23 protein-coding genes and 1 pseudogene are annotated in these 24,693 nt (G+C 69.4%); 4 read left to right on the top strand and 20 right to left on the bottom strand.

Translation table 11 applies throughout. The features are described from left to right. Positions 1–124: 124 nt before the first annotated feature. The 10 genes from tatC to OHT77_RS35455 form a co-directional block, all read right to left on the bottom strand. The gene (tatC, locus tag OHT77_RS35500) at positions 125–1,087 is read right to left on the bottom strand and encodes a twin-arginine translocase subunit TatC (RefSeq protein ID WP_328832476.1); all 963 of its coding nucleotides are present in this window, start codon (positions 1,085–1,087) and stop codon (positions 125–127) included. 48 nt (positions 1,088–1,135) lie between these two features. Then, entirely contained in the window at positions 1,136–1,417 is a 282-nt protein-coding gene (tatA, locus tag OHT77_RS35495; RefSeq protein ID WP_328832475.1) for a Sec-independent protein translocase subunit TatA, read from the bottom strand. Between the two features lie 259 nt (positions 1,418–1,676). Next, positions 1,677–1,871 carry a hypothetical protein gene (locus OHT77_RS35490; RefSeq protein ID WP_328832474.1) on the bottom strand — a complete coding sequence of 65 codons (195 nt, stop codon included), beginning with the start codon at positions 1,869–1,871 and terminating at the stop codon, positions 1,677–1,679. A 19-nt stretch (positions 1,872–1,890) separates the two neighbouring features. Continuing rightward, positions 1,891–2,205, bottom strand: a complete 315-nt coding sequence (locus tag OHT77_RS35485; RefSeq protein WP_328834437.1) for a hypothetical protein — start codon at positions 2,203–2,205, stop codon at positions 1,891–1,893. Positions 2,206–2,349: 144 nt separating this feature from the next. After that, the gene (locus tag OHT77_RS35480; protein WP_328832473.1) at positions 2,350–3,366 is read right to left on the bottom strand and encodes a helix-turn-helix transcriptional regulator; all 1,017 of its coding nucleotides are present in this window, start codon (positions 3,364–3,366) and stop codon (positions 2,350–2,352) included. A 19-nt stretch (positions 3,367–3,385) separates the two neighbouring features. After that, on the bottom strand, positions 3,386–4,339 hold the full coding sequence (locus OHT77_RS35475) for a helix-turn-helix transcriptional regulator (protein ID WP_328832472.1): 954 nt from the start codon (positions 4,337–4,339) through the stop codon (positions 3,386–3,388). Between the two features lie 131 nt (positions 4,340–4,470). Further along, positions 4,471–4,842, bottom strand: coding sequence for an FKBP-type peptidyl-prolyl cis-trans isomerase (locus OHT77_RS35470; protein WP_266767093.1), 372 nt, complete (start codon positions 4,840–4,842; stop codon positions 4,471–4,473). A 94-nt stretch (positions 4,843–4,936) separates the two neighbouring features. Next, positions 4,937–5,950 carry an FKBP-type peptidyl-prolyl cis-trans isomerase gene (locus OHT77_RS35465; protein ID WP_328832470.1) on the bottom strand — a complete coding sequence of 338 codons (1,014 nt, stop codon included), beginning with the start codon at positions 5,948–5,950 and terminating at the stop codon, positions 4,937–4,939. A 142-nt stretch (positions 5,951–6,092) separates the two neighbouring features. Then, entirely contained in the window at positions 6,093–7,454 is a 1,362-nt protein-coding gene (gene pafA / locus OHT77_RS35460; RefSeq protein WP_171143128.1) for a Pup--protein ligase, read from the bottom strand. Positions 7,455–7,463: 9 nt separating this feature from the next. Beyond that, entirely contained in the window at positions 7,464–8,717 is a 1,254-nt protein-coding gene (locus tag OHT77_RS35455) for an MFS transporter (RefSeq protein ID WP_328832469.1), read from the bottom strand. Positions 8,718–8,841: 124 nt separating this feature from the next. Between OHT77_RS35455 and OHT77_RS35450 the strand changes: the two genes are divergently transcribed. Next, entirely contained in the window at positions 8,842–9,858 is a 1,017-nt protein-coding gene (locus OHT77_RS35450) for a LacI family DNA-binding transcriptional regulator (RefSeq protein ID WP_328832468.1), read from the top strand. Between the two features lie 79 nt (positions 9,859–9,937). Here the strand turns inward: OHT77_RS35450 and prcA are convergent, their stop codons facing one another. The 6 genes and pseudogenes from prcA to arc form a co-directional block, all read right to left on the bottom strand. Then, a complete protein-coding gene (gene prcA / locus OHT77_RS35445; RefSeq protein ID WP_328832467.1) occupies positions 9,938–10,684 on the bottom strand; it encodes a proteasome subunit alpha in 747 nt (248 codons plus the stop codon). 69 nt (positions 10,685–10,753) lie between these two features. Continuing rightward, positions 10,754–11,599, bottom strand: a complete 846-nt coding sequence (gene prcB, locus OHT77_RS35440; RefSeq protein ID WP_328832466.1) for a proteasome subunit beta — start codon at positions 11,597–11,599, stop codon at positions 10,754–10,756. After that, positions 11,551–11,742: pseudogene (locus tag OHT77_RS35435) on the bottom strand (endonuclease VII domain-containing protein); the annotation flags it as partial. The gene prcB and the pseudogene OHT77_RS35435, both read right to left, overlap by 49 nt. Before the next feature lie 173 nt (positions 11,743–11,915). Beyond that, the gene (locus tag OHT77_RS35430; protein ID WP_200680184.1) at positions 11,916–12,134 is read right to left on the bottom strand and encodes a ubiquitin-like protein Pup; all 219 of its coding nucleotides are present in this window, start codon (positions 12,132–12,134) and stop codon (positions 11,916–11,918) included. 155 nt (positions 12,135–12,289) lie between these two features. Beyond that, positions 12,290–13,801, bottom strand: coding sequence for a depupylase/deamidase Dop (dop, locus tag OHT77_RS35425; protein ID WP_352112369.1), 1,512 nt, complete (start codon positions 13,799–13,801; stop codon positions 12,290–12,292). A gap of 244 nt (positions 13,802–14,045) precedes the next feature. Further along, the gene (gene arc, locus OHT77_RS35420) at positions 14,046–15,812 is read right to left on the bottom strand and encodes a proteasome ATPase (protein ID WP_328832465.1); all 1,767 of its coding nucleotides are present in this window, start codon (positions 15,810–15,812) and stop codon (positions 14,046–14,048) included. A 387-nt stretch (positions 15,813–16,199) separates the two neighbouring features. On the opposite strand from arc, the gene OHT77_RS35415 reads away from it, so the two are divergent. After that, positions 16,200–16,505 carry a ferredoxin gene (locus OHT77_RS35415; protein ID WP_033283728.1) on the top strand — a complete coding sequence of 102 codons (306 nt, stop codon included), beginning with the start codon at positions 16,200–16,202 and terminating at the stop codon, positions 16,503–16,505. 13 nt (positions 16,506–16,518) lie between these two features. Here the strand turns inward: OHT77_RS35415 and OHT77_RS35410 are convergent, their stop codons facing one another. The 3 genes from OHT77_RS35410 to OHT77_RS35400 all read right to left on the bottom strand — a co-directional run bounded on the left by OHT77_RS35410 (position 16,519) and on the right by OHT77_RS35400 (position 19,939). Beyond that, positions 16,519–17,103 (bottom strand): hypothetical protein, encoded by a 585-nt coding sequence (locus OHT77_RS35410; protein WP_328832464.1) that lies wholly within the window; start codon positions 17,101–17,103, stop codon positions 16,519–16,521. Between the two features lie 230 nt (positions 17,104–17,333). Continuing rightward, positions 17,334–18,239, bottom strand: a complete 906-nt coding sequence (locus OHT77_RS35405) for a tRNA (adenine-N1)-methyltransferase (RefSeq protein ID WP_266767102.1) — start codon at positions 18,237–18,239, stop codon at positions 17,334–17,336. Between the two features lie 50 nt (positions 18,240–18,289). Continuing rightward, entirely contained in the window at positions 18,290–19,939 is a 1,650-nt protein-coding gene (locus OHT77_RS35400; protein WP_328832463.1) for a site-2 protease family protein, read from the bottom strand. 175 nt (positions 19,940–20,114) lie between these two features. On the opposite strand from OHT77_RS35400, the gene OHT77_RS35395 reads away from it, so the two are divergent. Continuing rightward, a complete protein-coding gene (locus tag OHT77_RS35395; RefSeq protein ID WP_328832462.1) occupies positions 20,115–21,245 on the top strand; it encodes a RecB family exonuclease in 1,131 nt (376 codons plus the stop codon). 581 nt (positions 21,246–21,826) lie between these two features. Further along, positions 21,827–22,498, top strand: coding sequence for a response regulator (locus tag OHT77_RS35390; RefSeq protein ID WP_261702934.1), 672 nt, complete (start codon positions 21,827–21,829; stop codon positions 22,496–22,498). A gap of 219 nt (positions 22,499–22,717) precedes the next feature. On the opposite strand, the gene OHT77_RS35385 is transcribed toward OHT77_RS35390, so the two are convergent. Continuing rightward, positions 22,718–24,322 (bottom strand): ABC transporter substrate-binding protein, encoded by a 1,605-nt coding sequence (locus OHT77_RS35385; protein WP_328832460.1) that lies wholly within the window; start codon positions 24,320–24,322, stop codon positions 22,718–22,720. Positions 24,323–24,693: the final 371 nt, after the last annotated feature.

Here is a 24,693-nt window from a genome sequence, read left to right as displayed (position 1 = left end):
GTGAATCCCGGGATCCCCGCAGTTCAGGGCGTCATGACCGGTGCGCTGCCCGAGATGCGACGCACCCCCCGCCACCAGGCCTGGGCCGGTGTCGGGGGGTGCGGAGGCAGTTCTCGTACGGTGCTCAGGTCACGTCGTCGTAGCCGTTGACCCGGTCGGAGCCGGAGCCGCTCGCCTGCTCGGGCAGGGCCGCCCGGCCGGCCGAGACGGTCTCGATCTCGCCGATGTCCGAAGGGGTGAGGTCCAGGTCCGAGGCCTCGTCGTCGTCCGGTCCCTCGGCCTCGCGACGGCGCTTGCGCCGGTCGTTGAGCAGGGAGAAGACGACCGCGCCGAAGTACAGCACCCAGATCGGCCCGGCCAGCGCCAGCATGGTCAGCGGGTCGGTGCTGGGGGTGGCGACGGCGGCGAAGACGGTGATGCCGAGGATCATCGCGCGCCACCAGCCGAGCATCCGCTTGCCGGTCAGCGCACCCGTGAGGTTGAGCATGATCAGCAGCAGCGGCAGCTCGAAGGAGAGGCCGAAGACCAGCACCATGCGCGTGACCAGGTCGAGCAGGTCGTCCAGCGGCAGCAGGTTGTTGACGTCCTTCGGCGTGAAGCCGATCAGGACCTTCGCCGTGGTGGGCAGCACCCGGTAGGCGAAGTAGGCGCCGCCGAGGAACAGCGGGACGCCGGTGCCGACGAAGGAGAGCGCGTACTTCTTCTCGTTCTTGTGCAGGCCCGGGGCGATGAAGCCCCAGAGCTGGTACAGCCAGACCGGCGAGGCCAGTACGACACCGGCCATCAGGGACACCTTCAACGCCAGCGTGAACGGCGTCAGCAGACCGTTGATCGTGATCTGCGCGCACGTGTGTGTCTTGTCACCGGCCTTCTGCAGCTCCTCGAACGTCGAGGCGCAGCCGACCGAGTCCAGCACCGGCTTGGTGATGATGTTGACGATGTCGTTGTAGAAGAAGGCGGCCACGCAGGTCACCACGATGATGGCCAGCATCGCCTTCGCGAGCCGGTTGCGCAGCTCACGCAGATGGTCCGCGAGGGGCATCCGCCCCTCGGGGTCCTTCTCCTTCTTGCGGGCAGACTTAGGCAACCCACGTCCTCATCTCGTGCGGCAGGCCGAGGGGGTCCCGGCCCTGCGTCAGCGCTTGGTCGTGTCCGACGGCTCGGTGACCGGGCGCGAGCTGGTCACGTCACCGGGGGCGGCCTGGATGGTGCGCTGCACGGACTCGTCGGTGTTCGGCGGGCCGGCGGGGGTGGACGTGCTGTTGCCCTCTTCCTTCATCGCCTTGGCTTCGCTCTTGAGGATGCGCGCGGACTTGCCGAGGGAGCGGGCCATGTCCGGAAGCTTCTTCGCGCCGAACAGGAGCACGATGACGACGAGGATGAGAATGATCTCGGGAGCTCCGAGCCTTCCGAACATAAGTCTTTACCTTCTCACCGAGGCGGCTGGGGTGGGGTGCTGTCCGATCGGTCGGACATGTGTCCGACCACCGTGCTGCCAGCGATCGTAACGCTCAGGGGTAAACGTGAGGCAATCCCCGTGCGTACTCCCGGTCCGCGCTCCGGGCCTCGTTATCCGGACCGCGACCAGCAGCGTACCCGCCCCGACCGACAACGTGACAGGGCAAAGTGACGCGAAGCGCATGAGGCGCGCAACTCACACCTCGCTCACACGTGACTCACAGTGCGTCGACGGAACGGGCCGTCGCGACCGCCGCGCGCTCGAGATCCTCGGCCGCCCTGTTGATGCGCTGCGCGGCGTCCGTGACCTGCAGTCCGAGCCGCCGTACCTCCAGGAAGACCCGGACGGCGAGCACACCGAGCACGGCGAGACCCAGGAAACCCATAGCTACCGCGAACATCGCCCAGAACATGGGGCGAGCCTAGACCCTGCTAGCCGACGGACGTCAGCCGCAGGGTCCTCACTCCGCCGCCGATGAGCAGTTCGACGATCCGCTCCCCCGCGGGCTTGCGGACCGCGGCACCGCAGTCGGGGCAGGTGAACGAGTAGAAGGTGGTGCGACTGGTGGCGCCGATGGCCAGGCGCAGGGCGCTCGCCGCCAGCTCGAAACTGCCCCGGCAGTCCGGGCAGCCCGCTCTGAACATCACGGGGACCACGCTCTTCATCCCGGCGAACGCGGTGGCCACCGTCATCTCCGGAGCACCGGAAACGCCTTCGGCACCGGAGACACCCGGGACACCAGTCATCGTCGACTCGCTCACAGCCCCTGCTCCTCTTTCCTTTGGTCGTTCGCCTCCGGGGCGCCTTCAGCCGTTACCGAGAGGGCGAGCGTGCTCACCCCTTCGGGCCTCCGCGCGCCCGCCCTCTCGGTAACGGCGCGCCCCTGCGGCTCACTCCGGCCTCTCGTCAACACCACGCACTGCGTCAACCACCCCCTGCGGCCCGTCGTACGCCGCCAGTGCCTCGCGCGCTGCACGGCGGGCGCTGTCGGCGAGGTCGGTCGGGGAGACGATCCGGCCGTCGCGCCCGAGCCGCAGGGCCAGGCGTCGCAGGGACGTCGGGTCGGGGGTGCGCAACGTAATACGCAGCCCGCCGTCGGGAAGCTCATCGGCACTGTCGTGCGGGTAGTACTCCGCGACCCAGCGCCCGCCCGGGCCGACCTCGACCACGACCTCGGGGTCCTCGGCGGCGGGCTGCACCAACGCCTCGGACAGGTCCCGCAGTTCGATCTCGGGGGGCGCGGACGGCTCGTCGAGGATCTTGATCTCGGCGACCCGGTCGAGACGGAAGGTGCGGCGCGCCTCGGAGCGGCGGCACCAGGCCTCCACGTACGTGTGCCCGACGCTGACCAGGCGGATCGGGTCGATCTCGCGCTCGCTCAACTCGTCCCGGGCGGGCGAGTAGTAGCGGATCCACAGACGGCGGCGCTCCGAGATCGCCCGGTCGACGTCCGCGAAGACCCCGCCCTCGGACTCGAAGGTCACCGAGAGCCGCGCGCTGGCCCCGGCCGCCTCACCGGCCGCCGCCTCCAGCTTCGCGTTGGCCCGCAGCAGCGCCTGCCGGTCGCTCTCGCGCAGACCCGGGAGGGTCGACACGGCGCGGGCGGCCACCAGGAGCGCGGTCGCCTCGTCGGCGGCGAGCCGCAGCGGCTCGGCGACGTCGTCCGGGTTGTGCCACCAGATGCGGTCGCCGTCGGTGTCGATGTCGAGCAGGTCGCCGCCCCGGAAGCTGGTCCCGCACATGGGCAGCACATCGAGGTCGGACACCAGCTCGTCCTCGGTGATCCCGAAGGCACGGGCGACGTCCTCGATGCGTGCTCCGGGGCGCTCCTTCAGATAGGTCACCAGGGAGAGCATCCGCCGGGTCTGGTCGATGGCGTTGACGGGCCTGACCGGTTTGCCTGCCACAGTTCTCTTCCGCTCCCCCTCAGCCCTTGGCCACGGCACGCAGCCGGTCCACCACGTCGGCCCGCAGCTCGGCCGGCTCCAGGACGACCACGTCGGGGCCGAACTCCACCAGCCAGGCGTCCAGACCGTGGCCGTACGGAATCTCCAACTCGTCCCAGCCGTCCCCGAGTTCCCGAACCGCCACGGCTTTCGCCCGCAGGGGGTAACCGGAGCCCGAGCGCAGCCGGATCAGCGCGGAGCGGTCGGCGGTCTCCCCCGCCCAGCTCGCGACGGTCTCCCGCACGGTGACGACGTCGGGGATGTCCGCGGTGAACCGCCCGTTGCGCGAGCGGACCTTGCCGGTGATCCGGGAGAGCCGGAAGACGCGCTCGGCGCCCCGGTCGCGGTCCCAGCCGGCCAGGTACCAGTGGCCGCGCCAGCACTCCAGCGCCCACGGCTCGACGTTGCGGGGCTCGGGGCGGGCGGCGGTGGCCTTGCGGTACTCGAAGACCACCGGGCGGCGGTCGCGGCAGGCCAGCATCAGCGGCTCGAACGACGCCTCGTGCACCGGGATCCGCGGCTCCAGGGCGCCGTGCGGCTCGTACGGGTCGAGATCCTCGGGCATCCCGGCGGCGCGCAGCTTCTGCAGGGCGCCGCTCGCGGCACCGGCGAGCCGGGCCTGCTGCCACACCTTGGCGGCGAGGCCGAGCGCGGCGGCCTCCTCGGCGTCGAGGGTGATGGGCGGCAGGCGGTTGCTGTCGCGGCGGGCGAGATAGCCGACCTCGCCGTCCAGGTTCTCCACCGTCTCGATGACGAGCCCGAGTTCGCGCAGGTCGTCCTTGTCGCGCTCGAACATCCGGTTGAAGGAGTCGTCCGAGCCCGCCTCGAGGTAGGCCTCGATGGACTCGCGCAGCTCACGCTTGCTAAGCGGCCGCCGTGTCCCGAGCAGACACAGCGCGAGGTTCATCAGCCGCTCGGCCTTGGCAATGGCCATCGACGCCCTTCGCCTTCCTCATGTACGTACGAACGATGACCGTACCGCTCCGCGCAGGCCTGACAAAAGCCGAGGGCCCATGCCCCAGCAGGCATGGGCCCCAGATGATCGGGTCCGGTCGGAACCGGTGATCAGACGGCGATGAGGTCGACCACGAAGATCAGGGTCTCGCCCGGCTTGATCGCCGGGGTCGGGCTCTGGTTGCCGTAGGCGAGGTGCGAGGGGATGGTCAGCTGGCGGCGGCCGCCGACCTTCATGCCCTGCACGCCCTGGTCCCAGCCCTTGATGACGCGGCCGCCGCCGAGCGGGAACTTGAACGGGGTACCGCGGTTCCAGCTGGCGTCGAACTCCTCGCCGGTGCTGAAGGACACTCCCACGTAGTGGACGGTGACGTTCTGGCCCGCCACCGCGACCTCGCCGTCACCCTCCCAGAGATCCTTGATCTCCAGGTCGGCCGGGGCTTCGCCCTCCGGGAAGTCGATCTCGGGCTTCTCGATGCTCACGTCTCTAGCTCCTGCTTGTGTACGACAAGGCAACTCCGACAGTCTCGCAGACCGGCCGAATTCGTGCTCCGGCCCGGCCCCGATCCCTCAGGGGTCACATGGCGGCCAGGATGTCCACGGAGAACACCAGGGTGTCGCCCTTCTTGATGGCGCCGCCGCTCGGCGGGGTGTTGCCGTAGGCCAGGTCGGCGGGCGCCACGATCATGACGCGGCTGCCGACCTTCTTGCCGGTGATGCCCTGGGCCAGGCCCTTGACGACCGACTCCATGTCCTTGATCGCGAACTGGCTCAACCGGCCCTGGGAGTACGTCGATTCGAACTCCTTGCCGGTGCTCCAGACCACGCCCTTGAACTGGCACAGGATCGACTGCGCCTCCTTGACGACGGCTCCGTCGCTCTCCAGGACGTAGTTCGACACCAGCTTCTTCGGCGGGTCGGCCTTCGGGATCGTCACCGAGGGGGCCTTGCCGTCGGTGTTCGTGCCGACCTTGGGGAGGTCGGCGTCGGACTGCGCGACGGTCGTCCCCTTGGCGGAGCTCTTGGCGTTGAACGAGTCCTGGATGTCGATCACGAACACCAGCGTGTCGGTGCCCTTGATGCCCGCCTGCGCGTTGCCCGTCGTGCCGTAGCCCCAGGTCGGCGGTACGGCCATCTCGACGCGGCTGCCGACCTTGCGGCCCGCGAGGCCGTAGCGCCAGCCGTCGATGATGCCGCCCTGGGCGAGCTGGATCACCAACGGGGTCTTGCGGTCGTAGGAGTTGTCGAAGACCTTGGCCGTCGACCACACCTGGCCGAGGTAGTTGACCTGGACGAAGTCGTTCTCCGCGACGGCCTTGCCGCTGGCCGCGATCACCGTCTTCACCGCGAGGTTCTTCGACGGGTCGCCGCTGCCCTTGGCGACGGTGGGCTTCTCGTCGAACTTCGTGCCCGCGGTGATCCCCGGCAGCGGACCGTCCACCAGCTTCGGCGGCGGCACCGCGGAGGCCGATGAGGACGGCGAGGGCGACGGCGACGCGCTGGCCTTGCTGGAGGAGGAGTCGCTGTCACCGCACCCCGCGATCGTCACAAGTCCTGCGGGAACAGCGAGAAGTACGGAGCGTCGACGCACAGTGGGGGCCTCGTAATCGGTCGATCTTGTTGATGGCGTGCGCGCAACTCTACGGTGCGCGACGGGCCCCGTACGTGAAACGTACGGGGCCCGTGTGGCGTACCGAATATGTATCCGGACGTCGGTATCCGGATGTTTTTGCCTACATTCCGGCGATCAGTTTCTCCACCCGGTCGTCCACCGAACGGAACGGGTCCTTGCACAACACCGTGCGCTGCGCCTGGTCGTTGAGCTTGAGATGGACCCAGTCGACGGTGAAGTCCCGCCGCTGTTCCTGGGCCCTGCGGATGAAGTCACCGCGGAGCCTGGCCCGAGTGGTCTGCGGCGGAACGGACTTGCCCTCGAAGATCTTCAAGTCGTTGCAGATCCGGGCGGCTTGGCCCTTCCTCTCGAGGAGGTAGTAGAGCCCTCGGCGACGGTGGATGTCGTGGTAGGCGAGGTCGATCTGGGCGACCCGCGGGTGGGACATGGTCATGTTGTGCTTCGCCCGGTACCGCTCGATCAGCTGGTACTTCATGACCCAGTCGATCTCGGTGCCGATCCGGTCGAGGTCCTCGGCCTCGATCGAGTCCAGCACCCGGCCCCACAGTTCGAGGACCTGCTCGACGGTGCCGGTACGGATGCCGCGGCGCTCGACGAAGTCCACGGCCTTCTCGTAGTACTCGCGCTGCACCTCCAGCGCGGAGGCCTCACGGCCGCTGGCCAGACGCACCTTGCGCCGGCCCGTGATGTCGTGACTGACCTCGCGGATCGCCCGGATCGGGTTCTCCAGGGTCAGGTCGCGCATCACCGTGCCCGCCTCGATCATGCGCAGCACCAGGTCGGTGGCGCCGACCTTGAGCAGCATGGTCGTCTCGGACATGTTCGAGTCGCCCACGATGACGTGGAGACGGCGGTAGCGCTCGGCGTCCGCGTGCGGTTCGTCGCGGGTGTTGATGATGGGCCGGGAACGCGTCGTCGCCGAGGAGACGCCCTCCCAGATGTGCTCCGCGCGCTGGCTGACGCAGTACACGGCACCGCGCGGAGTCTGCAGCACCTTGCCCGCGCCGCACAGGAGCTGACGCGTGACCAGGAACGGGATGAGGATGTCCGCGAGCCGGGAGAACTCGCCGTGCCGTGCCACCAGGTAGTTCTCGTGGCAGCCGTACGAGTTGCCCGCCGAGTCGGTGTTGTTCTTGAAGAGGTAGACGTCGCCCGCGATTCCCTCCTCGTGCAGGCGTCGTTCGGCGTCCACCAGGAGTCCTTCGAGAATGCGCTCGCCGGCTTTGTCGTGGGTGACCAGTTCGGTCACGTTGTCACATTCGGGGGTCGCGTATTCCGGATGTGAGCCCACGTCGAGATAGAGCCGGGCGCCGTTTCGCAGAAAGACATTGCTGCTGCGGCCCCATGACACGACACGGCGGAAGAGGTACCGAGCCACTTCGTCGGGAGACAGACGTCGCTGTCCCCTGAACGTACACGTGACGCCGTACTCGTTCTCCAGCCCGAAAATGCGGCGGTCCATGACTGAACATTACGCCCGATCCCCTGTGCTGAAACGGGGTTCGACGGCACGGTTTGGATCATTTTCCGATGAAGCCGCAACCACCGCACCCCCGGCGGGAGCTGCGAGGACCCGTCCGGTCACCAGCAGGACCAGCAACGACACCGCCCCCGCGGCCCCCGGCACGGCGAACCCCCACAGCGCGCCACCGGCCTCCACGACCGGCCCCGCGACGCCCGTTCCGACCGACGCCCCCACGGTGAACGTCGTCACAAGCCATGAGAAAGCCTCGGTGACCGTGCCTTTCGGGGCATGCCGGTCGACCATGATGAACGCACAGGCGAGCGCGGGCGCCAGGAACACCCCGGCGAGCACGGTCAGCAGCACCATGGCGACCGCCCCCGGCATCAGCATCAACGGCAGGTAACACACCGCCAGCAGCCCCACCAGGACCCGCAGTCGCCGCTCCGGCACCCCGGTCCACTGCCGCGCCCCGTAGACGGTGCCTCCGAGAAGCGCCCCCAGGCCGATCGCGGCCATGAGCCACCCGTAGACCACGTCTCCGCCGTGCGCGTCCGCGTACGACACCGAGGCGACCGTGATCGACCCGAGCGCCATCCCGACGAACAGGAACGCGCCCAGCAGGGCCAGCAGCCCCGGCGAGCGCAGCGCGCCCAGCCAGTGCGCCTCGCGCGGGGCCGAGCGCCACGCGCGCGAGGGCGGCGACACGACCACGGAGAGGGCGCCCAGCACCCCGATGAGGTTCAGCACGAGCAGCGCCACCGGTGCCGACCACAGCGACACGAACACCGTCACGAGCAACGGCCCCACGGTGAACATGACTTCCTGGGCGACCGCGTCCATCGCGTACGCCGTGTGCACCTGTTCCTCGCGGCCCAGCACGGCCGGCCACAGCGCCCGCAGACCGCCCTCCAGGGGCGGCGCGAAGAGCCCGGCGGCCGCTACGGCCATGTAGGCGAGGGGCAGTGGATCGGTGCCCCAGAAGGCGAAGACGGCCATCGCGAGCGCCGAGAGGACCGCTGCGGGCAGCTGGATCCGCGGCTGCCCGTGGACGTCCACCAGCCGCCCCAGGAGGGGCTGTCCGACGGCGTTGGCGACGCCGTACACGGCGGCCAGCGCTCCCGCGAGGCTGTAGGTGCCGCCCTCCGCGCGGATGAACAGCACGATGGCGATCGCGGCGGTGGCGTTCGGCAACCGGCCCACCAGCGTGCCCACGAGCAGCCGGGTGGCGTGCCTCGCCCTGAGGATCTCCAGATATCCCACGGCCTCGAACCGCCCTCCCCCTCACCGTCACGCATGAGGTTTTACGTATAACGTCCGTCGTCATACGTACCATGTGCGCTGTTCGCACGTCCATACGGAGTCCCTACGAAGGAGCAGGCCGACGGTGGCAGTAGGCAGCACCCGCCCCACGAGCCGCGACGTCGCGCAGGCCGCCGGCGTCTCCCAGGCCGCCGTCTCCCTGGTGCTCGGCGACAAATGGCGCGGCCGGGTCTCCGCCACCACCGCCGAACGCGTCCGCGAGGCGGCCCGCGAGCTCGGCTACCGCCCCAACCTCGCCGCCCGCAACCTCCGCCTCGGCCGCACCCGCACGGTCCTCCTCGTCGTCCCGGCGCTGACGACGGAGTTCTTCGCCGGCGTCTACACCGGCGCCGCCCGCGTCGCCGCCGAGCACGGCTTCGGCGTCGTGCTCTACCCCTCCCCCGAAGGCATCGGCCCGGCCCGCGACCCCTTCGCCTCCGCCCAGGCCGCCCTCGACGGCGTCATCGCCTCCTCCATGGCCGCCGACGCCCTCACCGCGATCCGCGGCGACCAGCTCCCCCTGGTCATGCTCGACAGCGACCCCAGGGGCAGCCTCGGCGCCGCCACCGTCAACCTCGACATCGCCGACGGCGTCCGCCAGGTCGCCGACCACCTGCTGGCCCTGGGCCACCGCCATTTCCTGCACCTCGCCGCGGACATCCCGTCCTGGACCTTCGAGGCACGCGCGCGTGAACTCGCCGCACGGGTCGGCGCGGTGACGGGCACTTCGGTACGGACGACCCGCGCCCCCATCTCCATCGACAGCGCCCTGAAGGCGGCCGAGGCCGCGCTCGCGGACCCGGGGTCACGGGCGACGGCCGTCGTCTGCGACGACGACAAACTCGCCGCCGGCGCCTACAAGGCCGCCCGCCGCCTCGGCCTGCGCATCCCCGACGACCTCTCGGTCACCGGTCTCGACGACCTGGCCCTCGCCACCGCCCTCGACCCTGAACTCACCACCGTCCGCCTCGACGCCGAACTGTTCGGCGAACACGGCATGCGCGCACTCCTCGCCGTCCTGGACGGCCGCACACCGCACGAGGGGGACATCCCGGTGGAACTGGTCGTCCGGGGCTCCACGGCGCCCCCAGGCACCCCCTGACGCCCCTGTGGCCCCCACCAACGCCGTGCGCCCCGGCCGATGACCGGCCGGGGCGCACGAAAAGGCTGAACGAGGCCGTCTACTCGTCGTCGTCGCCGTCGGTCTCCTCCGACGACGTGTCCGCGTTCTCGCCCTCCAGAAGGCGGGACAGCTGACGGCCGACGATCCGCTTGAACTTGCGGGCCTGCGGACGCGTGCGGTCCAGGACCGCGACCTCCAGGCGCTCCGCGGGGATCTCCCGCTCACTGCCGTTCGTGTCGCGCGACAGGGCCTGCACGGCCAGTTTGAGCGCCTCCGCGAGCGTCATGCCGTCACGGTGGCGCTGGTCCAGATAGCTGCTGATCGTCTCGGCGTTGCCGCCGACCGCGACCGAGCCGTGCTCGTCCACGATCGAACCGTCGTGCGGCAACCGGTAGATCTGGTCGCCGTCCGGCGTCTCCCCGACCTCGGCGACGACCAGCTCCACCTCGTACGGCTTCTCGGCCGCGCTGGAGAAGATCGTGCCGAGCGTCTGGGCGTAGACGTTGGCGAGACCCCGGGCGGTCACATCCGCACGGTCGTAGGTGTAGCCGCGCATGTCGGCGTAGCGCACACCGCCGATCCGCAGGTTCTCGTACTCGTTGTATTTTCCGGCGGCCGCGAACCCGATCCGGTCGTAGATCTCGCTGAACTTGTGCAGCGCGCGGGACGGGTTCTCACCGACGAAGACAATGCCGTCGGCGAACTGCAGCACGACCAGGCTGCGGCCACGGGCGATGCCCTTGCGGGCGTACTCCGCCCGGTCGGCCATGGCCTGCTGGGGTGAGACATAGAACGGCGTCGACACCGGTATCCGTCCCTCTCTTTAAAGTTCCGTCGAAGTCAGTGGATCACCTTGATGAGAACGGGCCCTCGGTCAGAGCAGCGCGGCGCGCGGGCCGTCGGGCTGCTGCAGTCGCCGCTCCAGGATCGAGCGGGCGATCTCGGAGGACTCGTCGTCGGTGAGCCGGCGGAAGCCGTCCTCGGTGATCACGGTGACGATCGGGTAGATCCGGCGGGCGACGTCGGGACCACCGGTCGCCGAGTCGTCGTCGGCCGCGTCGTAGAGCGCCTGGACCACGAGGGTCGTGGCCTCGGCCTCCGTCAGGCCGTCGTGGAAGAGCTTCTTCATGGCGCCGCGCGCGAAGACCGAGCCGGAGCCGGTGGCCGCGTAGCCGTGCTCCTGGGAACGGCCGCCCGTGACGTCGTAGGAGAAGATGCGGCCTTCGCCGCGGTCCACGTCGAAGCCGGCGAAGAGGGGGACCACGGCGAGGCCCTGCATGGCCATGCCGAGGTTGGAACGGATCATCGTGGACAGTCGGTTCGCCTTGCCCTCCAGGGAGAGTTGGGCGCCTTCGACCTTCTCGAAGTGCTCCAGCTCCAACTGGAAGAGCTTGACCATCTCCACGGCGAGTCCGGCGGTGCCGGCGATGCCGACGGCCGAGTACTCGTCCGCGGGGAACACCTTCTCGATGTCCCGCTGCGCGATGACATTGCCCATGGTGGCCCGCCGGTCACCGGCGAGCACGACACCGCCGGGGAACGTGACAGCGACGATCGTCGTGCCGTGCGGGGCCTCGATGACGCCCTGGGTGGGCGGAAGCTGCCGGTTGCCCGGAAGCATCGCCGGCTGGTGGTCGGAGAGGAAGTCCATGAAGGACGACGACCCAGGCGTCAGGAAGGCAGCTGGTAGACGCCCGGTGCTACGAGTGTTGGCTTCCACGAGGATCCTTCCAAGTAGGCGGCAGCCCGACGAACAGCGTCGGGATCATCTCCCAACTTGCCGATGGCCGAATTGCAGTTGAAGCACAGTACGCCACGGACCCTACCCGTCTACTGGCAGTGATCCACATGAACGGCGGAGGCATTCCGGAGCCGCTCCGAAGGGGGCCGGCTCGCCTCGAATCGGACGCGATGGGTGCGCCCGGAAGCGAAGACTGCGTGCGGCTTGGCCTCGCCGCACCGCACGCAGCACTTCATCTTCGACTCGCCTGCCACCACGCCACCCCGTTCACCTTCGAATCGAAGGGTCGAGCGACCTACTGGCCGCCCTTCTGAACGAAGGAGCGCACGAAGTCCTCGGCGTTCTCCTCGAGGACGTCGTCGATCTCGTCCAGAACCGAGTCGACGTCGTCGCTCAGCTTCTCGTGGCGCTCCTTGAGGTCGTCTGTGGCCTGCGCTTCCTCCGCCTGCTGTTCGACCTCCTCCGTGGAGCGCGTCGCCTTCTGCTGTCCGCCGCCGGTGTCCTTGGTCGCCATAACCCTCACCCCGCTCGGTTCGACGTTCTTGATCAGACCCTACTTGCAGGGACTGACATCGGCCCCGCAGTTCCTACAACGTACGGCGGCCACCTCGATGATTCCCGGCCACCGGACATTCCACCCTGTCCGGCAGCCCGGACCCGGGGGCCCCGTCAGCCGCCCGACAGGACCCTGACCAGGTCTTCCGCCGTACGACAGCGGTCGAGGAGCTCCTTGACGTGATTACGCGTTCCGCGAAGCGGTTCGAGGGTTGGGACGCGCTGGAGCGAGTCCCGGCCCGGGAGGTCGAAGATCACGGAGTCCCAGGAGGCGGCGGCGACGTCGTCGGCGTACTGCTCCAGGCAGCGGCCGCGGAAGTACGCGCGCGTGTCCTCCGGAGGCGTCGTACGCGCCCGCTCGACCGTGTCCTCGTCCAGCAGGCGCTTGATGCGGCCGCGGGCCACCAGACGGTTGTAGAGGCCCTTCTCGGCCCGTACGTCCGCGTACTGGAGGTCGACGAGCTGCAGCCGGGCCGCGTCCCAGTCGAGGTCGTCACGGCGCCGGTAGCCCTCCATGAGCTCGCGCTTGGCGACCCAGTCCAGCTCGCCGGCGAGGCTCATCGGGTCGTTCTCCAGGCGGTTGAGCGTGTCCTCCCAGCGGATGAGGACGTCCTTGGTCTGGTCGTCCGCGTCGGAGCCGTAGCGCTCCTCGACGTACTTGCGGGCCAGCTCGAAGTACTCCATCTGGAGCTGGACCGCGGTGAGGGTCCGGCCGCTGCGGAGGGTGACCAGGCGCTTGAGGGTCGGGTCGTGGGAGACCTGGTGGAGGGTGCGGACGGGCTGGTCCACGGCCAGGTCGACGGCGATGAAGCCGTCCTCGATCATGGAGAGGACGAGGGCGGTCGTGCCGAGCTTGAGGTACGTCGAGATCTCGGAGAGGTTCGCGTCGCCGATGATCACGTGCAGGCGGCGGTACTTCTCTGCGTCCGCGTGCGGCTCGTCCCGGGTGTTGATGATCGGGCGCTTGAGGGTGGTCTCCAGACCGACCTCGACCTCGAAGTAGTCGGCGCGCTGGCTGAGCTGGAAGCCGTGCTCGTGCCCGTCCTGGCCGATGCCGACGCGGCCCGCTCCGGTGACGACCTGTCGGGAGACGAAGAAGGGCGTCAGGTGGCGCACGATGTCCGAGAAGGGGGTCTCCCGCTTCATCAGGTAGTTCTCGTGCGTGCCGTACGAGGCGCCCTTGTTGTCGGTGTTGTTCTTGTAGAGGTGGATCGGCTGCGCGCCGGGGAGTTGGGCCGCGCGCTCGGCGGCCTCCGCCATGATGCGCTCGCCGGCCTTGTCCCACAGGACGGCGTCCATGGGGTTGGTGACTTCGGGGGAGCTGTACTCCGGGTGTGCGTGGTCGACGTAGAGCCGTGCGCCGTTGGTGAGGATGACATTGGCCAGGCCGATGTCCTCGTCGGTGAGCTGGCTGGAGTCGGCGACCTCCCGGGCGAGGTCGAAGCCTCGCGCGTCCCGCAGCGGGTTCTCCTCCTCGAAGTCCCAGCGGGCCCGCCGGGCCCGGTGCATCGCCGCCGCGTAGGCGTTGACGATCTGGGACGAGGTGAGCATGGCATTGGCGTTGGGGTGGCCGGGGACGGAGATCCCGTACTCCGTCTCGATGCCCATTACTCGCCGTACGGTCATGCGGCCCTCCTTGCCCGGCAGCGCCCCCGGTCGGGGGCACCGCTCAAGTACCGCTGGCGCTCCGGTGCGTGTGCGGTGCCCGTCCCCGCACTGCGCGACTCGGCGGTACCGAAGAGCCTAGAACGGCTTTGCGCTGGTGGGGAGATCATTTGCGTCATTGGCTCGCGCGCCCCTTGTTCGGTCATGGCCTGAAAAACAGTCGGCTGCGGGTACCCGCTCAGGGCACCCGCAGCCGCCCTGTTTTTTACAGGTACTGACCGGTGTTCGCCACCGTGTCGATGGAGCGTCCGGTGTCGGCGCCCTGCTTTCCGGTGATGAGCGTACGGATGTACACGATCCGTTCGCCCTTCTTTCCGGAGATCCGGGCCCAGTCGTCGGGGTTGGTGGTGTTGGGGAGGTCCTCGTTCTCCTTGAACTCGTCCACGCAGGCCTGGAGGAGGTGGGAGACGCGGATGCCCTTCTGCTTGTGGTCGAGGAAGTCCTTGATGGCCATCTTCTTGGCGCGGCCGACGATGTTCTCGATCATGGCGCCGGAGTTGAAGTCCTTGAAGTAGAGGACTTCCTTGTCACCGTTGGCGTAGGTGACCTCCAGGAAGCGGTTCTCCTCGGATTCCGTGTACATGTGTTCCACGGCCGTCTGGATCATGCTCTGGACGGTGGTGGTCTTGTCGCCGCTGTGCTCGCCGACGTCCTCGGGGTGGAGCGGGAGGCGTTCGGTGAGGTACTTGGCGAAGATGTCCTTGGCGGCCTCGGCGTCGGGACGCTCGATCTTGATCTTCACGTCGAGACGGCCGGGGCGCAGGATGGCGGGGTCGATCATGTCCTCGCGGTTCGAGGCGCCGATCACGACCACGTTCTGCAGGCCTTCCACGCCGTCGATCTCGGCGAGCAGCTGGGGGACGATGGTGTTCTCCACGTCCGAGCTGACACCGGAACCACGGGTGCGGAAGAGGGACTCCATCTCGTCGAAGAAGACGATGACGGGGGTGCCCTCGCTGGCCTTCTCACGAGCGCGCTGGAAGACGAGGCGGATCTGCCGCTCGGTCTCTCCGACGTACTTGTTGAGGAGCTCGGGGCCCTTGATGTTGAGGAAGAAGCTCTTGCCGGTGGCCTGGCCGGTGACCTCGGCGACCTTTTTGGCCAGCGAGTTGGCGACGGCCTTGGCGATGAGCGTCTTACCGCATCCGGGAGGCCCGTACAGCAGGACGCCCTTGGGCGGCCGCAGTTCGTGCTCCTTGAAGAGGTCGGGGTAGAGGTACGGCAGTTCGACCGCGTCGCGGATCATCTCGATCTGGCCGCCCAGACCGCCGATCTGCTCGTAGCCGATGTCGGGGACCTCTTCGAGGACGAGTTCCTCGACCTCGCTCTTCGGGACGATCTCGTAGACGTAGCCGGAACGGGGTTCCAGCAGCAGGGCGTCGCCGGGGCGGATGGTGATGTCCAGCAGTGGCTCGGCGAGCCGTACCACCCGCTCCTCGTCGGTGTGCCCCACCACGAGGGCGCGTTCGCCGTCCTCGAGGATCTCCTTGAGGGTGACGATGTCGCCGACGCGCTCGTACTCCATGGCCTCGACCACGTTGAGCGCTTCGTTGAGCATTACTTCCTGGCCGCGGCGGAGCTCTTCGAGATCCACGCTTGGGCTGACGTTCACCCGGAGTTTGCGGCCGCCGGTGAAGATGTCCGCTGTGCCGTCCTCGTTGGCCACGAGGAAGACACCGAAGCCGGCCGGTGGCTGTGCGAGCCGGTCGACTTCTTCCTTGAGGGCCACGATCTGGTCGCGGGCCTCACGGAGCGTGTTGGCGAGTCGCTCGTTCTGGGCGGACACCCCGGCCAGATTGGTCTGCAGCTCGACGATCCGCTCTTCGAGAATCCTCGTGTGTCGCGGAGAGTCGGCGAGCTTACGTCGCAGGACGGCGATCTCCTGCTCAAGGTAGGCAATCTGCCCGGACGGGTCGTCGGACCCTCGTCCCGGGCGGATGCCGCGGTTCATGTCGTCGTCGTGGGCTGCCACGGTCCTCACCTCCTCCAAGGGGAGCTGGACGCTTCCAGACCCTACCTGGGTGGGTGTCGATTGAAACCCCTAGATCACAAAGACTGTCAAGGTGTGTCGTCGGTCACCCTGCGCTCTCCCTCACGCCGTGTGGATACCCACTCAACGTGATTCAGAAGCCGACTGTTCCAAGGCCGGGTTGGTCAAAACCCTTCACGGCGGACGCGAGTTGCCGTACGGGCGGGTTCCGCGCCCGGTGGAAACCGGCCAGCGGGTCCCCTGACGGAGAGTGCGCATGCGGACAGTGTCCGTCATGCGGTGGTGTGAAACCTGGGATCGCGGAGAAAGGCCGTTCCGGCGGGCGGAGGTAGGGTCGGAGGAGTTCAACACCCGGCGGAAACAGGAGACATCACCGTGCAGGACGAGGCCGCGGCCGACGGCGAGGCGCTGGAGGTCTGGATCGATCAGGACCTCTGTACCGGCGACGGGATCTGCGTCCAGTACGCCCCGGAGGTCTTCGAGCTGGACATCGACGGCCTGGCGTATGTGAAGAGCCCGGACGACGAGTTGCTCCAGGACAAGGGCGCCACCACGCGCGTGCCGCTGCCCCTGCTGGTCGATGTCGTGGACTCCGCCAAGGAGTGCCCGGGCGACTGCATCCATGTGCGCCGGGTCGCGGACCGGGTCGAGGTGTACGGGCCCGACGCGGCCTGAGGGCCCGCGAGGGTCAGACGTTCTGGGCGTTGCCCGGGGTGGAGCGGACGAACGTGCCGTTCTGCCACTGCCACTTGGCGGTCTCTTTCACGTCGGGGCAGCAACTGGGCACGTCCGCCGTCGAGTAGCCGAGCAGTGTGGTGAGCACCGCGCCGTCGCGCACGGAGAAGTCGGTGACCGTCTCGCGGGCCTTCGGGGCGACGAGGGTCGCGACCACGCGCGGCTTGGCGGCGCCGACGCCCTGGGTGAGGACGTAGACGCCGTCGGGCGGGGTGCCCATGCCGGCGTCGCAGTGGACCACGGCGACCGTTTCCGGCCTGCCGTCGCCGTCGAGGTCCCCGGAGGCCTTCTTCTGTACGACGGCCTTCACGGGGCCGCAGTCGATCGGGAAGGCGACGCCTGCGGTCGAGGGCGCGGAGACCGTGCTGCGCGCGGACTTGGACTGCGGGCCCGAGGCCTGGGCGGCGTGCGCGGAGTCGGGTTGCAGGCCGGAGGAGAGGGCCACGACGCCGGCGAGAGCCGTGGCGGTGGCGACCCAGTGGATGGGCCGGGTGGTGGTGTGTGCCAGTTCCAGTTCCGGGACGGCGGAGTGCTGCACTAGGAGTGTCTCCTGCGAAGGCTGTGCCGGTGGGGGTGGCCTGCATGGTGCCACACGTCACAGTGCGGGGGAACGGCGGGGTCGACAGTTCGTTCGCCCCGTCGCACGGGGCGGGCCGCTGGTGGCGGTACGTCAGAAGAGAGACGCCGTGGCCGGGTTCCGGAGGCATTCCGGGAACCCGGCCACGGCGTTCGTGCGTTGAGTGCGGCACAGGGCCGCCGGGGTGGGGCTCAGCGGCCGGCTGCGCCGCCGGCGGCGTTGGGGCCGTCGTAGTCGTCGCCGTAGGCGCCCTTGGCGGGGCGGCGGCGGCGCATCGGGGGCTCGACGCCGTCCGCGAGGCGGCGGGCGGTGAGGAGGAAGCCGGTGTGGCCGATCATCCGGTGGTCGGGGCGGACGGCCAGGCCCTCGACGTGCCAGTTGCGGAGCATCGTCTCCCATGCGGTCGGCTCGTTGAAGGAGCCGATCTCGCGGATGGACTCGACGGTGCGCGCGAGCTGGGTGGTGGTCGCGACGTAGCAGCAGAGGATGCCGCCGGGCACGAGGGCCTTGGAGACGGCCTCCAGGCACTCCCAGGGGGCGAGCATGTCGAGGATGACGCGGTCGACGTCCGTGTCGGACAGGTTGTCCTGGAGGTCGCCGACGGTGAGCTGCCAGGCGGGGTGCGGGCCGCCGAAGTAGCGCTCCACGTTCTGCTGGGCGATCTCGGCGAAGTCCTCGCGGCGCTCGTAGGAGTGCAGCATGCCCTGGTCGCCGATGGCACGCAGCAGGAAGCTGCTGAGCGAGCCGGAGCCGACGCCCGCCTCCACGACGCGGGCGCCGGGGAAGATGTCCGCGAAGGCCAGGATCTGCCCCGCGTCCTTGGGGTAGACCACGGCGGCACCGCGGGGCATGGACAGGACGTAGTCGGGGAGCAGGGGGCGCAGCGCGAGGTAGGCGACGTTTCCGGTGGTGCGGACAACGCTGCCCTCGGGTGCGCCGATCAGTTCGTCGTGCGGGAAGGAACCCTTGTGGGTGTGGAAATTCTTCCCGGCTTCGAGCGTGAACGTGTAGTGGCGGCCCTTGGGGTCGGTCAGCTGAACCTGGTCCCCGACCTTGAAGGGCCCGCGCCTGCGGGCGGCACCGGTCGGTTCGGACATGTGACCAGCCTACCGGCGTTTACGGGGGCCGCCGACCACGCGCGCGTGCGTCAGTTGGGGCGGGCCATGGCCTTCACGAAGGCGCGCTCGACGTCGGCTGCGGACAGGACGCCGTAGATCTCGCCGGTCTCCTCGATGACGAGGTACTCGGTGGCGGGGGTGGCGCGCAGGGCGTCGAGGAGGTCCTCCCCGGCGAGTTCGGCGGAGACGCGCATGCCGTCGGTGAGGTCCTGGGCGAGGCCGCTGACGGACACCCAGGGGCGGCGGTGTTCGGGGACGCCGACGATGGCGGCCTCGCGGACGAGGGAGAGGGGCTGGCCGTCGGTGTCGACGACGACCAGGGCGCGGGCACCGGCCGCGTTGGCGCGTCGCAGGGCCTCGGAGAGCGGGGTGTTGCTCTCGACGGGGACCGCGCGGCGGGTGAGGTTGCGGGCGCGGAGCTCCGGGAGGTGTTCGCGGAGGCGGGCCATACGGAGGCTGTTGCCGGCGCCGGTCCAGATGATCGCGGCGAGGATCGCGGCGAGCAGCGCGTCCGTGACCGTGTCCATGCCGCTGATGTCCTCGGTGTTGGTGCCGAGGGCGCCGGTCTGGGTGAGCAGCGGGAGGCCGATGAGGACGGAGACGGCGAGGGCGCGGCCGACCCAGGCGGCGGCGATGGTGCCGCTCATGGGCCTGCCGGTGATCTTCCAGACCACCGCGCGGAGCATGCGGCCGCCGTCGAGGGGCAGGCCGGGCAGGAGGTTGAAGGCGGCCACGATGAGGTTGGAGACCATCAGTCCCGCCAGCAGGACGCCGGGGACGGTGCCGGGCTCCACGGGCAGCATGGCCAGGTAGAAGATGCCCGAGAGGACCAGCGAGAGCAGCGGGCCGACGAAGGCCAGCACGAACTCCCTGCCGGGGGTCTCGGCCTCCTTCTCGATCTCGGAGACACCGCCGAAGAACTGCAGCTGGATGCGGCGGACCGGGAGCTTGAAGCGGAGCGCTGCGACGGTGTGGGCGAGTTCGTGGACCAGGACCGAGCCGTAGAAGGCGACCGCGAAGAAGAGGGCCACGAGGTAGCGGGCGGCGCCGAGTTCGGGCAGGACGCGGTCGAGCTGGCCGCCGAACACCCAGGTGATGAGCGCGGCGACGAGGAACCAGCTGGGCGCCACGTAGACGGGCACGCCGAAGGGCCGTCCCATGAGCAGGCCGCCGCCGGGCTCCTTGGGGCGCTGCGGGGGGCGTCCCTTGGCGATGCGGGTGCCGGGAGCGGTGTCGGGGCCCGTGTGTTCCGTGTGGGCGTAGGTGTGATGGGGCGCGAGGTCGTGGTCGTCGGTGTGGTCGTGGCTCTTGGGGGTGCCGTCGGGCTTCGGCTCACCGTTCAGGTGGGTGTGCGCGGGAGCGGCGGTGTGGTCCCGGGTGCCGGGGTCGGTCGAGGTGGCCTCGGGTGCCGTGACTTCGTCCGTGATCGGCTGGGACGAGAATTCCGTTTCCGTACGGTCCTCCGCGGCGGGCTCCGGTGACGTGCTCGCGTCGGCGTCGGCGTGGGCCTCGGACTGGGGGGTGACCTCGTGGTGCTGAGGGGTCGTCCCGGCCGCGGTGTCGTCCGGTGTGGGTTCGGGGGTGCCGGCGTCGGCGGCCGGGGTGGTGGCACCCGTGGCGTGCTCGGTCGGCTCGTTGGTGCCGGACCGCGGCTGCCCGCTCCCGCCGCTCTCGTCCACGGTGTCCCCTCGTTCGAAGCATCCTCCGCGCCAGCCGGGCGGAGGGGTCTCGGGTCGATGGTATGCGGCCGTCGTGGCGCGTTCCGCCCCGGCACCCCCCGCGTTTCCCCGGCTGTCGCGACCGCGTCGGCCGGGATCGGGTGACTGTCAGTGGCGGGCCGTAAGGTCTGTGGGCATGGAGACCAGTGCGGAGGGCCTCGCGGGGACAGCGGGCGACGAGGGCGCGGCGGCGGAGCGGGCCGTGGCGGTGACGGTGGAGCCGGGGACGGTGGGCGTGGTCGAGCGCGTCGCCATAGCACCGGCGTCGTTGTCGCCCTCGCGTGCGAGCGACTTCATGCAGTGCCCGTTGCTGTACCGGTTCCGGGTGATCGACCGGCTGCCGGAGAAGCCCAGCGAGGCGGCGACCCGGGGGACGCTGGTGCACTCGGTGCTCGAGCGGCTCTTCGACGCGCCGGCGGCGGAGCGTACGGCGCCGCGGGCCAAGTCGCTGATTCCCGGGCAGTGGGACCGGTTGCGGGAGTCGCGGCCGGAGGTCGTGGAGCTGTTCGCCGACGATCCGGAGGGCGAGCGGCTCGCGCGGTGGCTCGGGGAGGCGGAGCGGCTGGTCGAGCGGTGGTTCTCGCTGGAGGATCCGACGCGGCTGGAGCCGACCGAGCGGGAGATGTTCATCGAGGCCGAGCTGGACTCGGGGCTGAAGCTGCGCGGGATCATCGACCGGGTCGATGTGGCGCCGACGGGCGATGTGCGGATCGTCGACTACAAGACGGGGAAGGCGCCGCGGCCCGAGTACGCCGAGGGCGCGCTGTTCCAGATGAAGTTCTACGCGCTGGTGGTCTGGCGGCTGAAGCAGGTCGTGCCGCGGCGGCTTCAGCTGGTGTATCTGGGCAGCGGTGACGTGGTGACGTACGACCCCGTCATCGCCGACCTGGAGCGGGTCGAGCGCAAGCTGCTCGCCCTGTGGGAGGCGATCCGCCTCGCCACGGAAACCGGCGACTGGCGCCCCCGCCCGACGAAACTGTGCGGCTGGTGCGACCACCAGGCGGTGTGCCCGGAGTTCGGGGGCACTCCCCCGCCTTATCCGTTGCCGGTGCGGAGGGGTGACGAGGGGGGCGGGGTGACGGGCGCGGTTCCTGGAGAGGGGGCGGTGGCTGGCGCGGCTTCTGGTGACGAGGGAGGTGCCGGTTCCGGGGAGGGGACTGTAGCGGGCGCTGCTTCCGGGGAGGCTGCGGAGGTGCCGGGGGCTGGTTCCGGGGAGGCTGCGGAGGTGCCGGGGGCTGGTTCCGGCCAGGGCGCGGGCGCGGCGTAGAGAGTTACGGGGGGCGGGCCGGGCGGGGTTGCCGCCGAGAGGCTGGGCGGGATTGCCGCCGAGGGGCTGGGCGGGGTTGACGCCGAGGGGCTGGGCTCGGCAGACGGCGTTCCTGTGCGAAGTCCCGGGTCGGCAGCGGGCGTTGCTGTCGGGAGCGCGGGCTCGGACAACGGCGGTCCCGCCTTGGGCCGCCCGCACCGAACCGCGCCGGCTCGCCGCCGCCGTACGCGACAACGCGCACACCGGGCCGCTGCCCGCGCGCCCCGTCGGCAGCCCGGCGAACCGGGTGTCCGCCCGGGACTCGGCGTCACAAGCCGGGGACTCAGCCGGAGCGCCCGCCCAGCAACGTGCACGCCGCCCCTGGGCCCGAACGCCGCGTGCCCAGCGGGAATACCAGCCCATCAACCCGCACCCCAGCCCACCCCCGGCACCCCGCCGCATCTGGCGAACCTCCCGCCCAGCCCCCTCCACTCCGCGCAAGCCCCACCCCCGCAACCCCCCACCCCCCACCCCCCAAGCCCGGTCGAGTCGCGCAGCGTTGTGCAGGGCAGAATGGGGCCGGGCTAGCGAAGGAGATTCACGTGGCCATCCGCGTCCTACTGGTCGATGACCAGCCGCTGCTGCGAACCGGGTTCCGGATGATTCTGGAGGCGGAGCAGGATCTCGCGGTCGTCGGCGAGGCCGGAGACGGTCTGCAGGCGCTCGACCAGGTGCGGGCTCTGCAGCCCGATGTGGTGCTGATGGACATCCGTATGCCGCGGATGGACGGAGTCGAGGCGACCCGGCAGATCACCGGTCCCGGGCGGGACGGTCCGGCGAAGGTGCTGGTGCTGACCACCTTCGACCTCGACGAGTACGTGGTGGAGGCGTTGCGCGCCGGTGCCAGCGGCTTCCTGCTCAAGGACGCGCCCGCCAACGAACTCGTGCAGGCGATCCGCGTGGTGGCCGCCGGCGAGGCCATGCTCGCGCCGAGCATCACGCGGCGGCTGCTCGACAAGTACGCCGGTCATCTCCCGTCCGGTGACGAGCCGGTGCCGGACACCCTGCACACGCTGACGGACCGTGAGGTCGAGGTGCTGAAGCTGGTGGCGCGCGGTCTGTCGAACGCGGAGATCGCCGCCGACCTGTTCGTCAGCGAGACCACCGTGAAGACGCATGTGGGGCACGTCCTCACCAAGCTGGGCCTGCGCGACCGGGTGCAGGCGGCGGTGTACGCGTACGAGAGCGGGTTGGTGCGCCCCGGCGCGCAGTAGACACGGCACCGCACCGGGTACACGGCAGTACGTACGAAGAGGGCGCCCCTTCCTGACAGGGGCGCCCTCTTCGTGTGTGCGGGCCGGCCGCGCGGCCCTTGCCGACAGGCCGGTGGCCAGCCTCGCCGGGTTCGGCGGGACTGGCCACTGGTCGAGCCGGTTCAGCGCGCGTGCCGTCGGATCGTCACCTGCGGACCCGGCGGGCGGTCGGCTGCTGCGTCAGTTCCCCACGCCCCGGCCCAGCTCCCAGAGCTGAAGCGTCGAGGAGGAGTTGAGGACGTACGCGGTACCCGTCACGTCGTCGCGGGCGGCGACGTACTGCTTGCCCTGCCAGAGCGGGATCAGCGGGACGTCGGAGGCGACGATGTCCTGGATGGCCGTGAGGCTCTTCGACGCGGCGAGCCGGTCGGCCTCGCGGCGGGACTCCGGGATCAGGGTGTTCATGATCTTGGTGTTGGCGTACGGCGAGCCGAGGGTGTTGTCCTTGTCCAGGAACGGCGCGAGGTAGTTGTCGGCGTCGGGGAAGTCGGGGAACCAGCCCATCCCGTAAACGTCGTACTTGCCCTTCTGCTCGGCCGGACGGAACGTCGACCAGGCGGTGCCCTGGATGCTGACGTCGAACAGGCCGCTGGCGTTGAGCTGCTTCTGGAGCTGCTCGAACTCTTCCTTGGTGGCCGAGCCGTAGTGGTCGGTCGTGTAGTGCATGGTCAGCTTCACCGGGGTGGTGATGTTGGCCTGCTCCATCATGGTCTTGGCCTTGGTGACGCTCGGGTCGCCGTACTTGTTGAAGAACGAGTTCGAGTGACCGGTGATGGTCGCCGGGACCATCGAGTAGAGCGGCTCGGCCTCGGTGCCGTAGACCTTGGAGACGAGTTCGCCGCGGTCGATGATCTGGGCCATCGCCTCGCGTACGGCCTTCGACTTCACGGTCTCGGCGGTGGTGTTGAAGCCGAGGTAGCGGATCTCGAGGCCGGGCATCTCGACGAGGTCGACGTCGCCGTCGGTGTCGTCGCTGAGCTTCTGGATCTGCTCCGGCGTCATGGAGCGCGTCATGACGTCGATGTCACCCTTGTTGATCGCGCTGCCCATGGCGTCGGCGTCCGCGAAGGTGCGCATCTCGACCTTGTTGTTGTTCACCTTCAAGGCACCCTTGTAATTGGGGTTCTTGGTGAACGTGGCCGTGGTGATCGCGCCGTCCTTCTCGGCCACCGAGAGGGTGTACGGGCCCGAGCCGTCGACCGCGAGACCGTCGCGCAGCTTGTCCTTCTGGTAATCGTCCGGGTTCACGATGCCGGCGACGGGAGTGGACAGCTTGTACGGGAACGTCGCGTCGGCCGTCTTCAGGTGGAAGATGACCTCGCGGTCGCCCTGGGTCTCGACGGTGTCGACGGTGGACAGCAGGGCGAAGACACCGCTGTCGGCCTTGAGGCGCATCGCACGGTCGATGGAGTACTTCACGTCCGCCGCGGTGATCTTGTCGCCGTTGGCGAACTTGAGACCGTCGCGCAGGGTGCAGGCGTAGCGCTCGTTGCCGGTGTCGGTGAAGCCGCACTTCTCGGCGGCCTCGGGCACCGGGTCGCCCTCGCCCTTGGGCTGGATCATCAGGGTCTGCACGGTCTGGCGCAGGATGTTCCAGGTGCCGACGTCGTAGGCGTAGGCGGGGTCGAGCGGCGCCGGAGCGTCCTTCGTCGCCTCGAACCGGTCCGTGGTGCCGACGATGATCGCATCGTCGCTTGAACTCCCGCTGCCGGAGCCGCCACAGGCGGCGAGCACCGGCGCGAGCAGGCCGACGACGGCCGGCAGCACCAAAGTCTTGCGGTTCATGCTCGAGTTTCTCCAGAGCTGTTCGAGTCCGTGTACCCGGCATGCATGGGGTGGTGATGCCGATCACGGGGATTAGGGCGATGTTCTCGCGTTGAGATTAGTCCGGACCCGCACCGGGGTTCGCGGCCACCGTAGTTGAGTTCCCATCACGCTGCGGAACCGGCTGTGGACAGACCGAAAACCCGCCGTGGGAAGGATTAGTGCAGGGTTTCACCAATCGGGACACAAGGGTGCGCGATCGGCCTCAGAAATGGGGTGAACAGCACAGGGAGGCGACGATGTCGACCCCCCTGCGCGTGGTGAACCTCACACCCGTCAACTCGGTTGGAGTGCAACGGAATTCGGCCGGTCGATCACGGCCGAATTCCATT

The organism is Streptomyces sp. NBC_00252, from assembly GCF_036187565.1.
Lineage (GTDB): Bacteria > Actinomycetota > Actinomycetes > Streptomycetales > Streptomycetaceae > Streptomyces.
The sequence above is the reverse complement of the archived record's forward strand: the minus strand, read 5'-3'. Positions and strand labels throughout refer to the sequence as shown.